This is a genomic window from Catenulispora rubra (assembly GCF_015356825.1).
GTDB classification, from domain to species: domain Bacteria; phylum Actinomycetota; class Actinomycetes; order Streptomycetales; family Catenulisporaceae; genus Catenulispora; species Catenulispora rubra.
Genome location: NZ_JAACYW010000319.1, coordinates 1 through 12,622, shown reverse-complemented (window position 1 = coordinate 12,622; position 12,622 = coordinate 1). Strand labels below are relative to the sequence as shown.

The 12,622-nt window shown below is 69.3% G+C and carries 11 protein-coding genes, 1 tRNA gene and 2 pseudogenes; 8 read left to right on the top strand and 6 right to left on the bottom strand.

Translation table 11 applies throughout. The annotated features are described in order from the left end of the window. A pseudogene (locus GWK61_RS61140) lies at window positions 1–113 on the top strand (ABC transporter ATP-binding protein); the annotation flags it as partial. Between the two features lie 356 nt (window positions 114–469). On the opposite strand, the gene boxC reads toward GWK61_RS61140, so the two are convergent. Both boxC and boxB read right to left on the bottom strand, forming a co-directional pair. Beyond that, a complete protein-coding gene (gene boxC, locus GWK61_RS46300) occupies window positions 470–2,143 on the bottom strand; it encodes a 2,3-epoxybenzoyl-CoA dihydrolase (protein ID WP_194919245.1) in 1,674 nt (557 codons plus the stop codon). Next, complete coding sequence (boxB, locus tag GWK61_RS46295; protein ID WP_194919243.1) at window positions 2,140–3,573, bottom strand: benzoyl-CoA 2,3-epoxidase subunit BoxB; 1,434 nt, start codon at window positions 3,571–3,573, stop codon at window positions 2,140–2,142. Before boxB ends, boxC begins: the two co-directional genes overlap by 4 nt. A 137-nt stretch (window positions 3,574–3,710) precedes the next feature. Between boxB and GWK61_RS46290 the strand changes: the two genes are divergently transcribed. The 3 genes from GWK61_RS46290 (at window position 3,711) to GWK61_RS46280 (ending at window position 5,237) form a co-directional block, all read left to right on the top strand. Further along, complete coding sequence (locus GWK61_RS46290; protein ID WP_228564071.1) at window positions 3,711–4,298, top strand: GTP-binding protein; 588 nt, start codon at window positions 3,711–3,713, stop codon at window positions 4,296–4,298. A 140-nt stretch (window positions 4,299–4,438) separates the two neighbouring features. Then, complete coding sequence (locus tag GWK61_RS46285; protein ID WP_194919240.1) at window positions 4,439–5,008, top strand: DNA-3-methyladenine glycosylase I; 570 nt, start codon at window positions 4,439–4,441, stop codon at window positions 5,006–5,008. 156 nt (window positions 5,009–5,164) lie between these two features. Beyond that, window positions 5,165–5,237: transfer RNA gene (locus tag GWK61_RS46280), tRNA-Lys, on the top strand. Window positions 5,238–5,338: 101 nt separating this feature from the next. Here GWK61_RS46280 and GWK61_RS46275 read toward each other — a convergent pair. Then, window positions 5,339–6,283, bottom strand: coding sequence for a LysR family transcriptional regulator (locus GWK61_RS46275; RefSeq protein WP_194919237.1), 945 nt, complete (start codon window positions 6,281–6,283; stop codon window positions 5,339–5,341). 71 nt (window positions 6,284–6,354) lie between these two features. Between GWK61_RS46275 and GWK61_RS46270 the strand changes: the two genes are divergently transcribed. After that, window positions 6,355–7,218, top strand: a complete 864-nt coding sequence (locus GWK61_RS46270; protein ID WP_194919234.1) for an alpha/beta fold hydrolase — start codon at window positions 6,355–6,357, stop codon at window positions 7,216–7,218. 47 nt (window positions 7,219–7,265) lie between these two features. Here the strand turns inward: GWK61_RS46270 and pdxR are convergent, their stop codons facing one another. Next, window positions 7,266–8,681: a MocR-like pyridoxine biosynthesis transcription factor PdxR gene (gene pdxR / locus GWK61_RS46265; protein WP_194919232.1), complete on the bottom strand. Its 1,416-nt coding sequence runs from the start codon at window positions 8,679–8,681 to the stop codon at window positions 7,266–7,268. 48 nt (window positions 8,682–8,729) lie between these two features. Between pdxR and GWK61_RS46260 the strand changes: the two genes are divergently transcribed. Next, window positions 8,730–9,998: an MFS transporter gene (locus GWK61_RS46260; protein WP_194919230.1), complete on the top strand. Its 1,269-nt coding sequence runs from the start codon at window positions 8,730–8,732 to the stop codon at window positions 9,996–9,998. Between the two features lie 18 nt (window positions 9,999–10,016). Further along, the gene (locus tag GWK61_RS46255; RefSeq protein ID WP_194919228.1) at window positions 10,017–11,105 is read left to right on the top strand and encodes a YihY/virulence factor BrkB family protein; all 1,089 of its coding nucleotides are present in this window, start codon (window positions 10,017–10,019) and stop codon (window positions 11,103–11,105) included. Here the strand turns inward: GWK61_RS46255 and GWK61_RS46250 are convergent. Continuing rightward, window positions 11,097–11,663, bottom strand: a complete 567-nt coding sequence (locus GWK61_RS46250; RefSeq protein WP_194919226.1) for a TetR/AcrR family transcriptional regulator — start codon at window positions 11,661–11,663, stop codon at window positions 11,097–11,099. The genes GWK61_RS46255 and GWK61_RS46250 overlap by 9 nt on opposite strands. A 160-nt stretch (window positions 11,664–11,823) precedes the next feature. On the opposite strand from GWK61_RS46250, the pseudogene GWK61_RS61135 reads away from it, so the two are divergent. After that, window positions 11,824–11,997, top strand: a pseudogene (locus GWK61_RS61135) (YegP family protein); the annotation flags it as partial. 216 nt (window positions 11,998–12,213) lie between these two features. Here the strand turns inward: GWK61_RS61135 and GWK61_RS46240 are convergent. Continuing rightward, window positions 12,214–12,622: fascin domain-containing protein (locus GWK61_RS46240; RefSeq protein ID WP_438939820.1), on the bottom strand; the 409-nt coding region annotated here is incomplete at its 5' end.

Below are 12,622 nucleotides of genomic sequence, written 5' to 3'. Positions count from 1 at the left end.
AGCGCGGCGTCGGCCGGGCCGCCGCCGATCGGCGGGTCGCGACGCTGCTGGACCAGGTGGGGCTGGTGGCGGCGCGTGCGTCGGCCTATCCGCACGAGCTGTCGGGCGGGCAGGTCGGCATCGGCGTCGTCGGCTACCAGACCGACGAGTTCGACAACGTCACCGTCACCCCGGGCAGCGGCACCAAGGCCGTGGAGGTCTTCCACGCCCGCCACACGGAGTGGCACGCCGCCGCGCAGCGGGGCTGGGACGCGCTGGACGGCGGGTAGCGCGGCGAGCGGGCAGCAGCATGTGGCAAGTAGGCAGCGGCAGGTATCGGCGAGCGGCGGCGAGCGGCAAGCAGGCAGCCCGCGCCGCAGCGTTCGGCGCTGTAGCCGCCATCTACCAGCTCTCGTGGCTAGTCCTAGGACCGGCGCTGGTTCACCCCAACCCGCTCCATCAGCTTGCACGCCCAATCCCCGCCGCGCCGTCACACCCGCCGGCGATCGAACTCCGCCGCGACTCCAGAGCCGTAACGCGCCAAGGCACCGCCGGGCCCCGCCGCGTTCGGCCGCACGAAGACCCAGTTCTGCCACGCGGTCAGCCGGCCGAAGATCTTCGTCTCCATGGTCTCCGGCCCCGGGAACCGCAGGTTCGCCTCCAGACCGGTGAGCGCGTCCGGAGACAGCGCCGCGCGTTCCTGGAGCGCCACCCGAAGTTCCTCCGAGAAGTCCAGATCGTCGAGGGCGTAGGTGACCAGGCCGAGCTCCATCGCCGCATCGGCGTTCAGCCGCTCCCCGACGTGCGCCGCAGCCTCCAGGCCGCCCTCGTGCCCGGAGAAGCGCGTCGCCAGACGACTCAGGCCGCTCGCGGTCGGCCAAGCAGACAGATTCGCCGCCGTCACCACCAGCACGGCAGGCTCAGCATCCGGATCAATATCCTCAAACACCCCGTCGAGCATGTACTGCCGATCCGCGACCAACGCCGTCTCCAGCAACAGCCCGGCGAAGCAGCTACCCGGATCGATCACCGCCACCAAACTCCGACTGGTCACGTCCAGCCGCTTGAGCGTCCGCTTGTAGTAGTGCCGCACCTCGTTCACGAACCAGTCGTCAGCCAGCTCGGTGAGCTGCGCATCGTAAGCCGACACCAGGTCGACCGAACCCCGGGTCCGCAACACCCACGTCCCGATCTCCGGCTCGTTCGTGCGCATACGCAAGACGGCGTCGTCGAGCGCCCGCGTCAGCGCCAACGGCCAGTAATCAGCACCCTGAGCATGCACGTCACGAGAAGGCGCCGAGCGAGGCCCGAGCAGTGTGAAGTCCGCGCACCGAGCGGCTCGGTCGATCTGCACGGTCAGATACGGATAGGTCAGCGAGTCCTCGTCCGCGACGCGCGCCAACGGCGTCAGCGCGATCCCTTTCTGGGTGTCCGTCCCAGCCTCGACACGCCGACCACGCCGCGACCGACCAACCGCCTCCTCAGCCACCCGCGCGACCTCCGCCGAGAAGCGCGCCGGTGCCGCAATCGTGTCCACCAGGCCCCACTCCAGCGCCGTCGCCCCGCGGAATCCCTCCGTCTTCGTCGCGAAGACATCCGCACGGTCGCGCCGAACATGCCGCTTGTCCGTCAGCCGCGTCAGCCCCCCGGTGCCGGGGAGCACGCCCAGCAGCGGCACCTCCGGCAACGACACCGTCGTGGAGCCGTCGTCGACCAGCACGATGTGCTCGCACGCCAGCGCCAGCTCATAACCGCCACCGGCCGCCGGTCCGTTCACCGCAGCGATCCACGTCTGCCCGGAGTGCACGCTCGCGTCCTCGATCCCGCACCGGGTCTCGTTGGTGAACTTGCAGAAGTTCACCTTCCACTCGTGCGAGGACTGCGCCAGCATCCTGATATTCGCCCCGGCGCTGAACATCCGCTCCAGCCCGCCGGTCATGACCACGGCGCGCACCTCGGGATGCTCGAACCGCAAACGCTGCGCGGCGTCGTAGAGCTCGATGTCGACCCCGAGATCGTAAGAGTTCAGCTTCAGCGCGTAGCCCGGCACCAGCCCGGCGTCCTCAGCGACGGCCAGGCTCAGCGTCGCGACAGCCCCGTCGATCCGCAGCGTCCAGTGCCGATACCGATCGGGCGCGGTGTCGAAGTCCACCACGTCGGTCATCCTATCCCCTCCTCCGCCAGGTGCACGTAGTCGAACTCGACCGGCTGCTCGTTGATGCCGGTACGCGGCGGCGCGATCCAGCCAGCGAAGCGTCCCGGCTCATATTCCGGCTGCATCAGCGAGGCCACGGCCGCGCGGTCCTCCGGGGTCGGCAGCCAGTCCTTAACGCGGGCCTGCCAGGCAGCGTCGTCGAGGACTTCACCCTCAGGGCTGAGGTGATGGCCAGCGTAAACCCCGACCTTGCGATGGAATCCCTCATGAGGCAGGTACAGCCGCTGCGGAAGTCCAGCCTCAGCCAGCACCTGGTTCCAGCGCTTCACACCTCGCGCGCAGTCGGCTATGTACTCATCGCGCAAGTCCAGGTTGAGGGCGTTGAGCGAGGGGACGGACTTCGTCGTCAACCGCCCGTCGTCGACCACTGTCATCAAACGCTCAGCACCGATCAGAACGTGGTCGTCGTCCCGCCGGGTCTCCTGCCAACGACCCTTCACGCCAGCGCTGTAGTACGTCCCGGCGTTCGTGGATTGCTCCGACCCGAACAAGTCCAGCGACACCGCGAACTGAAAGTTCAGATAACGCTGGATGATCGGCAAGGGAATGGCGCCGTACGCCAGCACGTCCTCGCTGTCGTACTCGGCCATCCGCTCGGCGGTCCGCTCCACCACACGCTGCACGCCGGTCGTCCCGACGAACATGTGGTGCGCCTCCTCCTTGAGCATGAACTCGCAGGTGCGGGCCAGCGGGTCGAACCCTGACTCCTTGAGCGTGCCGAGCTGGTACTTGCCGTCCCGGTCGGTGAAGTAGGTGAACATGAAGAACTGGAGCCAGTCGGTGGTCGCCTCGTTGAACGCCCCGAGTATCCGGGGGCTGTCGCGGTCCCCGGAGTGCCGGAGCAGCAGCTGGTCGGCCTCCTCGCGGCCCTCGCGGCCGAAGAAGGCGTGCAGCAGGTAGACCATCGCCCACAGGTGCCGTCCCTCCTCGACGTTGACCTGGAACAGGTTGCGCAGGTCGTACAGGCTCGGCGCGGTCCGGCCGAGGATCCGCTGCTGCTCGACCGAGGCCGGTTCGGTGTCGCCCTGGATGACGATCAGCCGCTGCAGCACGGCCCGGTGCTCGCCGGGGACCTGCTGCCAGGCCGGCTCGCCCTTGTGCCGTCCGAAGCCGATGACGCGCTCCGGATCGCGTTCGGCCAGGAAGATGCCCCAGCGGTACTGCTCCATCGGGACGTGCGCGAAGTGCGCCCAGCCGTCGCGGCCCACGGCCACCGCAGTGCGCAGATACACGTCCTTGGTGGGCAGAGCAGGGCCCAGATCGCGCCACCAGTCCAGGAACTTCGGCTGCCAGCCCTCCAGGGCCCGTTGCAGGCGCCGGTCGCCGGCCAGCCCGACGTTGTTGGGGATGCGTTCGCTGTAGTCGATCGGCGTGGGCATGCGGGCCCTCCTTGCGCTGCGCGAAGCCGCGGGCCGGGCGACGGTGTGGCGCGGCCCTGCTAACGTTCTACACTTCCGGCACGGGACTGCCAATATGCTGTCGAACATCATCGTCCACTACTATTCTCCAGATCTTTATGTTCGGGGGGACTGGGGCGGCGGCGATGACGATCGTGCAGCAAACGGCCAAAATCCTGGTCGCGGGTGGGTTCGGCGTGGGCAAGACCACGCTCGTCGGCACGGTGTCCGAGATCGAGCCGCTGACCACCGAGGCGGAGATGACCTCGGTCGGCCGCGGCATCGACGACACCGTCGGCGTGCCCGCGAAGACCGCGACCACGGTCGCCTTCGACTTCGGCCGGCTGACGCTGGCCGAGGACCTGATCCTGTACCTGTTCGGCACGCCCGGGCAGGAGCGTTTCTGGTTCCTGTGGGAGGAGTTGGCCCGCGGCGCGGTCGGCGCGGTGGTCCTGGCCGACGTCCGCCGCCTGGCCGACGCCTTCGCCGCGATCGACTTCTTCGAGCACCGCGGCATGCCGCACGTCGTGGCGGTGAACCAGTTCGACGGCGCCCGCAGCTACAGCGAGGACGCGCTGCGCGAGGCCCTGGCGATCCCGGCGTCGACCCCGGTGCTGATCTGCGACGCCCGCGACCGCGCCTCGACCGTGACCGTCCTGCTGGCGCTGGTCGAACACGCGGTGAAGTGGAGCTCGGAGCAAGCGTGACGCCGCGCGGGCCGGCGCCGTGCCGCGCTGTGCCGCCCCGCCCCATGCCGCGGCGTGCCGCACCGACCCCGCCGGGGCTTGCCGAGAGCTTGACCGGACCTTGTCGGACCTTGTCGGACCCGCCGCCTACGATGGACGACGTGCAAGATCTCGTAACCGGCGAAGACGGCCTCCCCCGCTGCGGCTGGGCAGGCACAGGCGGCGACTACGCGTCGTACCACGACACCGAGTGGGGCCGCACCCTGCACGGCGACGACGCCATGTTCGAGCGTCTGAGCCTGGAGGGCTTCCAGGCCGGCCTGGCCTGGATCACCGTGCTGCGCAAGCGCGAGGCGTTCCGGGCGGCCTTCCACCACTTCCAGATCGACGCGGTGGCGGCCCTGACCGAAGCCGACGTCGAACGCCTCCTGACCGACCCCGGCATCATCCGCAGCCGCGCCAAGATCGAGTCGGCCATCAGCAACGCCCGCGTGGTCCGCGACATCCCCGGCGGCCTCGACGCCTACCTGTGGAGCTTCGCCCCCACCACCCACCGCCGCCCCAAGAACTTCGGCGAGACCCCGACCGAGACCCCGGAATCGAAGGCCATGGCCAAGGCACTGAAGAAGACCGGCGTGAAGTTCATCGGCCCGACCTCCGCCTACGCCCTGATGCAGGCCACCGGCATGGTCGACGATCACCTGAAGGGCTGCTTCCGCGCCGAGGGCTGAGGCACTCCCCGCGGGCCCCCTCGCGACGGCGCCACGCCCCCGCCGACCACGCCCGGGAGGGCTGGAACCGACCGGCGCGACGCCCGCCGGATGGTCAACGGCCCCCCTGGAGATCTGCTAATGTTTCACCCGTCAACGCGACACCGGCAAGATCAAGCGCCGCTAGCTCAATAGGCAGAGCAGCGGACTCTTAATCCGCGGGTTCGGGGTTCAAGTCCCTGGCGGCGCACCCGTAGTGAGACCCCAGCTCAGGCTTCTGAGCTGGGGTCTTCTGTCATCCCGGGACATCAGGGGACTGCGGTTCGCAGAGCAGACCTGTGACCTGACCGGTCACAACCAGCGGTCCTGAAGGCGCGCCTCCAGCTCTCGCGCCAACTCAGCTGCTGTGTAGTGCAGCAGATCGACCATCACGCGCACGTGCGGCAGTTCACGCGCCCCCGTGCGCGTGGCCATGGCGACGTCGCGGGTCACCGGTGCCCGGTCGGGCATGCGGAGGGCGATCAGCGCCACGTCGTCGCGGATCCAGGGTGCTGCCAGGCCGGGGACGAGTGCGATGCCGAGGCCTGAGGCGACGAGGGCGAGTTTCGCCGTCCAGTCCTTCACCACGAAGCGGGTTCGGGGCTGCCATGCGACCCGGCGCCACAGGTCCAGCTGGGGGTCGCCGGCTTCGTCCTTGCCGATGATCCAGTGGTGCGTCGCGAGGTCGTCCACGTCCACTTCGCGGGTCGCGGCGAGCGGGTGCCCGCGGCTGACCGCGAGCAGCAGGGGGTCCCGCAGCAGCCGGTCGAGCACCAGCCCGGGGTCGTCGGGCTCGTCCGCGGAGGGTGCGATGACGGCCAGATCCGTTGTCCCGGCCCGCAGCAGCCGCAGCTGGGCCGGTGTGGTCCCCTCCCGCAGGGCGATCGCGACGCCGGGGTGCCGATCGGCGAAGGCGGCCAGGGCCCGCGGCAGCAGCGCGGCCATCGCGGTCGGGAAGCCGCCGACCGTGAGGGTGCCCGTGGACAGCTCGCGCAGCGCCGTCAGCTCGTGATCGGCCGCCTCGACCTGGTCCAGGACCTTCGCGCCGTGGCGCAGCAGCACGCGACCCGCCTCGGTCAGGCGCACGCCCCGGGTCTCGCGCTCGAAGAGCCGCCCGCCGGCCGCCGCCTCCAAGGCGGCGATCTGCCGGGAGATCGACGACTGGGTGTAGCCCATCGCCTCGGCGGCGGCGGTGAACGATCCTCGTGCGGCCACCTCGCGCAGAACGCGCAGCCCGGACAGTGTCAGCTCCACCATGCAGATTATGCATGCCATCTCTGCAGGATCGTCGCTGGTCGCATGCCCGGCCCCGACCTAGCCTTGCCGACATGCCCTCCTTCACTTCCCACGACGGCACCGAGCTGCACTACGACCTGCTCGGCGCCGACCTCGACGGACCCCCGATCGCGGTCCACGCCGGCGGCGCGGCGCGGCACCCGGAGTACCTCGGCACGCTCGCCGGACTGGACTCGGTGCGCCCGCTGGCCCTGCTGCACCAGCGCGGCGTGGGGCGGTCGCAGCACCCTGCGGACCCGGCCACCGCCGCCTGGCACCGGCTCGGCGAGGACCTGGAAGCCCTGCGCGTCCATCTGGGCCTGGAACAGCTCGACGTGCTCGGCCACTCGGCCGGCACCCGGGTCGCGCTGGCCTTCGCCGCGCGACACCCGACCCGGGTGGGCCGGCTGTGCCTGGTCACCCCACCGCCGGGCTGGCTGGTCGACACGCCTTCCGACAGCGCGGAGCTCATCGCCGAGCGCCGGGGCGAACCGTGGTTCCCCAGGTTCGAGGCCGCCCTGGCCGAGGAGGAGAACGCCACCACGATGGCGCAGCGCCGCGCGCTCCACCCCGGGCTCGCCCCTATGACCTGGGCCCGCTGGGACGCCCGCGCCGAGGCCCACGAAGAGCTCGGCACGTGGAATCTGGAGGCGCTGGAAGCCTTCTTCGCCGTGCCGCTGGAAGCCGATCTGCTGCCCGTGCTCCGCACCCTGAAGAGCCCGGTGCTCGTGGTGGCCGGCGGTTCAGACGCGCTGTTGGGCCTCAAGCCGGTCGTGGCCGTGGCCGACCTCTTCCCGCGCGGCCGGGCCGTCGTCCTGGACTCAGGGCACTACCCCTGGGTCGAGCAACCCGAGGCCTTCCTTGACGAAGTCGGCGCGTTCTTCGACGCGTTCTTCGATGGGTATGACGCCGCGTGATCTCGTCCACTGACTAGTGCACGCAGCCGACCCGACCCCGACCCCGATCACGCCAACAGATCGGCCACGGCGGCGATCCCGCTCTCGATCGCCCGCTCACTGACGTTGCCGAATCCCAGCACCAGTCGGGGCGGCGCGGGCTCGGCGGCAGCGCGATAGTCCCCCAGCGGATACAAACCGACCCGCCGCTCGCGGGCCGCCGCGGCCACAGCCCGCTCGTCCGCGTGGTCCGGAAGGTGCGCGACGGCATGGAATCCCGCGGCCAGACCGGTCAGCTTAACGTGCGGCGCGTGCCGCTCCAGCGCGGCGATCAGCGCCGTCCGGCGGCCGGCATAGATCGTGCGCATCCGCCGCAGGTGGCGATCGTAGCGGCCGGATTCCAGCAACGCCGCCAGCGCCAACTGGTTCAAGGTGGACGAGCCCCGGTCACTGATGTGCTTCTGCTCCGCGACCGCTCCGGTCTGCGAGGCCGGCGTCAGCACCCAGCCGAGCCGCACCGCGGGCGCCAACGCCTTGCTCACCGTGCCGAGCGTGAAGACGCGGTCAGGTGCCAGGCCCTGCAAGACACCGATCGGCTCGCGGTCGTAGCGGAACTCCGAGTCGTAGTCGTCCTCGACGATGAAGGCGTCGTTGCGGACCGCCCAGTCGACCAGCGCCTGACGCCGCCGGGCCGCGAGCACGACGCCCGTCGGCGACTGGTGCGCCGGCGTGACGAGCACGGCCTGCGCATCGGTGGCCGCCAGTGCCGCCACATCGATGCCGAGGTCGTCGACGGGCACGTGAACGATCCGCAAGCCCGCCTCGGCGGCGGTCCGCACGGTTTCGCTGTTCTCGGTGTTTCCGTACCCGGGGTCTTCGAATGCGACGCAGCGAACGCCGGCCTGAACCAATACCCGCAACACGAGATTGACGCCCTGCGCGAATCCCGTAGTGACGATCAACTGCTCCGGGACAGCCGCTGCCGCACGCACCCTACTGGAATATCCGGCGAGCACTTGACGGAGTTTGAGATGTCCGCGCGGGTCTCCGTAATCCAGATCGGCATTCGCCATACTGCCGCACACCTCGCGGACGGCCCAGACCCAGTCGCTGCGCGGAAAACTCGCCAGATCGGGTACTCCGGCACGCAGATCCGCGAGGAGCTGTGAGGTCGCCGGAGGCGGCACGGGCTCGGGCGGCGCGGTCGGAAACGCACGTTCCGCGACTCTGGTGGCCGAGCCTGTCCGGCTGGTCAGATAGCCCTCCGAGAGGAGCTGGTTGTAACAGTTCTGCACGAGACCGCGGGAGACCCCCAGCTCACGAGCTAGTTCACGCGACGCCGGCAGGCGTTCTCCAGCGGGCAGCCGATTGCTCCGGATCGCCTCGCGCAGGGCCGCCTCCAGTTGCGACCGCAGCGGCAGTCCGCTGCCCCGATCCAACCGGACCAAGAGTTCTGGGCTCAAACCGGACCACTGGATTGCCACAAGATTGGACCTTACCACCGCGGCAACTCGCGATCTACCGTAAACAATATGAGCACGCAGATGCACACGGCACCCGACCGGAATGCTGAATTGAATGCGCTCCAGGCCCGGATCATAAGCCGACCTCTGGTTCTTGTTTTCCTCTCCCAGTTCTGCACATTGACGAGCTTCTTTTTGCTGCTCTCAGTGACGCCGCTGTTTGCCACGGCCGCCGGCGCAGGGAGTGCCGGGGCCGGACTCGTCAATGGCGCGCTGCTGGCCGGTACCGTCGCGGCGGAACTCGTTTCCTCCGCGGTGATGAGGCACTGCACGAACCGGACTGTGCTCGCGGTCGGCGCCGTGCTCATGGGAATCCCGACGCTCGCGCTGCACTCCGGCAGCGCTCTGGGAATCCTCATCGCCGTCAGCACTGTTCGTGGATTCGGATTCGGCCTGAGCACGGTCGTCGCGGGCGCGATGGCCGCAGAGCTGGTGCCGCCGGAGCGGCGCGGAGAAGGATTCGGGCTCTTCGGGATGGTGGCCACGGTGCCGGCTGTTGTGGCGCTTCCGTTGGGGCTCTGGTTCGCTGGACACCTCGGCGCTTCGGTCGTGATCGTTGCCACTGCCGTCACCGGGCTCGTCCCGCTCGCGGCGTTTCCGTGGCTGGCCGATGCGACCGGGCACCGGCCGCGGCAAGGGCAGCGCTCGACGTCGTCAGCGCCACAGCAAGGCACCGGCTCCGGCACCAGCTCCGGCTCCGGCTCCGGCCCCAGACAGCAGACCCTGTCGGACATCCTTCGACAAAAGGGGCAGCTGCGCCTGGGACTCATCTTCGCCGCCACTACCGTGGGCGCCGGCGTCGTCGTCTCCTTCCTTCCGCTCGCGGCCGGGATATCCAAGAACCTTGCCGCCGCAGGCCTGCTCGCGCAGGCCGTGACGGCTGCCCTCGGCCGCTGGTGGGCCGGACGTTCCGGCGACCGGAAAGGGCATGCACGCCTTCTGGCCCCGGCACTCGTGATCTCCTCGTTGGCGATGGCCGCACTGCTCTGGCCCGCGTCCCCGATCGCCGTGATCGCCGGCATGAGCGCGTTCGGCGCCGGCTTCGGGATCGTCCAGAACGCGACGTTCGCCCTCCTGATCGAGGGCGCGCCGGCTGGCGATGCCGGCGCCGCGAGCGCTCTGTGGAATCTGGCCTATGACGTCGGATACGGAGCCGGACCGGCCGCGTTCGGACTCGTCGTCAGCCACACGGGATACCCCGCCGCGTTCGTCATGACCGGCGCGCTGACGCTCGCGGCGCTTCCGGCAGCGCGGTCCCGCTTGCGTCACGTTCGCTGAAACGGATACAAGCTCTGGATGCGACGGAAATCCGAAAGCCGCCTCGACAAACGCATCGCTGCGGCGAACGCGGCTTCGAAGGCCACAGAGGCGACTTCGAAGGCTGCTTCGAAGGCGGTGAAGCCCGCGGAGGCCGCGACGCCCGCCAAGGCGGCAGCCAAGCCTGCCAAGGCGCCCAGAGCGCCCAAGGCGGCCCAGGCTGCCCTTGTGGCGAAGTCCGCCGCGCAGGACTCGGACCGGCCCGCGCCGAAGTCCTTCCGGCACTGGTTGGACGTGGCCAAGCGAACCGCGATGGAGTGCCGCGACGACGAACTCCTGGACCGAGCGGCCGCGCTGACCTACTACGGCTTCCTCGCGGTGTTCCCGACGCTGCTGTTGGCCATCTCCATCCTCGGCCTCCTCGGCGACTCGGCGGTCAACAAGATCCTGGAAAACGTCCAGACGCTCGCCCCGGGCTCGGTGCGCAACGTCCTACGCACCGCCATCCAGCAGGTGCGGAAAAACCGCGGCACAGGCGGGACGCTGGCCCTGGCGGCTATCGTCGGCGCGATGTGGTCGGCGTCGGGGTACGTGGGGGCCTTCATCCGCGCGTCGACTGTGATCTACGGCGGCGTCCGCGAGAAGCGGCCGATCTGGAAGGTCCTGCCGCTGCGAATAGGTCTCACGATGCTGATGATGCTGGCCTCCATGATCAGCGTGATCATCGTGGTGTTCACCGGCCCGCTGGCCGGGAAGACCGCCAGCGTCTTCGGCCTGAGCCACACCGCCGTGACGGTGTGGTCGATCTTGAAGTGGCCGGTCCTGGTGCTGCTGGTGGCCGGCATGATCGTGCTGCTGTTCTGGGCCGCGCCGGACGCGCACAGCGGCGGCTTCCGCTGGATCTCGCCGGGCAGCACGCTCGCGGTGGTGCTGTGGCTGATCCTGTCCAGCGGCTTCGCCGCGTACATCGCGAACTTCGCCTCGTACAACAAGACCTACGGCACCGTCGCCGGCGTCATCGTGTTCCTGCTGTGGTTGTGGTTGTCGAACCTGGCCATCCTGCTCGGGCTGGAGTTCAACGCCGAGTTGGCGCGGGGGCAGAGCCGCGAGCCGGCCGCCTCACCCTGACCTCGGCCACACCGCGCTCAACACCCGCTCCGGCCAGTCGTCCGGAATGCCGTCGACCGTGACATACCGTGCGTAGAACGCTCCGATCAGCATGCTGGTAAGCACATCAAGGTCAGCCGACTCCCCAAGCTCCCCCGCCGCCAGCGCCCCGCGCAGTAGCTCCCGTCGCGGTTCGACGATGCGCGTCTTGAACAGGTCCAGCAGCTCCGGGTGGCGCGCCTCCTCCGCGAGCAGTGAGCCGAGGATGGCCATCGCCGGCATGGCGCGCAGGTTGCTATGGAAGTTCTCCAGGATCGCCAGCGCGTGGGCCCGGGGCGTCGGCGCCTCGGTCGGCGGTTCCTCGACGCGCAGTGAGCCGATCACCACCGCGACCAGGTCTGCCTTGTTGCGGAAGCGGCGGCGGAGGCTGGGGACGGTGGTGCCGGCGGCGGCTGCCACCGCCTCCAGGGACATGCGGGCGTAGCCGAGTTCGCCGAGCTGGTCGGCTGCGGCTGTCAGGATCGCCTGGTCCAGGGCCGGGTTGCGGGGCCGGCCGGCCTTCGTCTGCGGGGAGCTCATTATATTCCGATATGCTACCGCAACGTTATACATCGCGACCGTATCAGCCCGGATCCGAAGCCGGTGACGCCACGAACGGCGCAGGCCCGATAGCGCATCGCGCCGCCGCGACCGACCGTGGTCGGGACCGCGACGAAGTACGGCAGAGAGGACCCGCGACATGCCCGGGAAGTTCGAGATCTACAAGGACAAGGCCGGGAAGTTCCGCTTCCGCCTCAAGGCCGGCAACGGCGAGATCATCGCCGTCGGCGAGGCGTACGAGTCAAAGACCAGCGCGATGCACGGCATCGAGTCGATCCGCTCCAACGCCGAGGCCGCCGCGCTGGTCGACCTGACGGACAGCACACCGAAGCCTGGCATGAGCACGCCGAAGCCCGGCATGGAGGCTGGGAAGCCCAGCATGAGCGCAGGTCAGGGTGGCATGAGCCCGAAGCCGTAAGCAGGGCGCACTGAAGCCTTCGCTGCGCACACATGTGCGAATGAAGCCCGCCTGGAGCAGATATCCAAGCTCCAGGCGGGCTTCAGCGCGTGTATCTGCCTCAGCCGTGAATCAGTCGTGAATGAGGTCGAACGACTCCCACGGTCCGATGGCCGTCCGGTTCGCGATGAGCGGGGCCGCGCCGGCGTTGTCGGCCGTCACGATGTCGTTGTTGGCATGGGACCGGAAACTGACGCTGCCATCGGAGTTGTTGATCAGATCGAACTCCTCCCACGGCCCGATCGCCGTCCGGTTCGCGATCAGCGGCGACGCCCCCGCGTTGTCCGCCGTCACGATGTCCCCGTTGGCGTGAGCCCGCAGGCTGACACTCCCGTCAGCGTTGGTGATGAGATCGAACGTCTCCCACGTCCCCACAGCCGTCCGATTCGCGATCAACGGCGACGCGCCGGCGTTGTCCGCCGTCACGATGTCCCCGTTCGCATGCGCGCGAAGGCTGATCGCCGACCCGCCACCCCCAGCC

Excerpts from the sequence above, each read along its gene's own strand:
- boxC (WP_194919245.1), bottom strand. The coding sequence starts at position 2,143 with ATGACCGACGTGGTGGACTTCGACACCGCGCCCGATCGGTATCGGCAC.
- boxB (WP_194919243.1), bottom strand. The coding sequence starts at position 3,573 with ATGCCCACGCCGATCGACTACAGCGAACGCATCCCCAACAACGTCGGG.
- GWK61_RS46290 (WP_228564071.1), top strand. The coding sequence starts at position 3,711 with ATGTTCGGGGGGACTGGGGCGGCGGCGATGACGATCGTGCAGCAAACG.
- GWK61_RS46275 (WP_194919237.1), bottom strand. The coding sequence starts at position 6,283 with ATGGTGGAGCTGACACTGTCCGGGCTGCGCGTTCTGCGCGAGGTGGCC.
- GWK61_RS46270 (WP_194919234.1), top strand. The coding sequence starts at position 6,355 with ATGCCCTCCTTCACTTCCCACGACGGCACCGAGCTGCACTACGACCTG.
- GWK61_RS46260 (WP_194919230.1), top strand. The coding sequence starts at position 8,730 with ATGAGCACGCAGATGCACACGGCACCCGACCGGAATGCTGAATTGAAT.
- GWK61_RS46255 (WP_194919228.1), top strand. The coding sequence starts at position 10,017 with ATGCGACGGAAATCCGAAAGCCGCCTCGACAAACGCATCGCTGCGGCG.
- GWK61_RS46250 (WP_194919226.1), bottom strand. The coding sequence starts at position 11,663 with ATGAGCTCCCCGCAGACGAAGGCCGGCCGGCCCCGCAACCCGGCCCTG.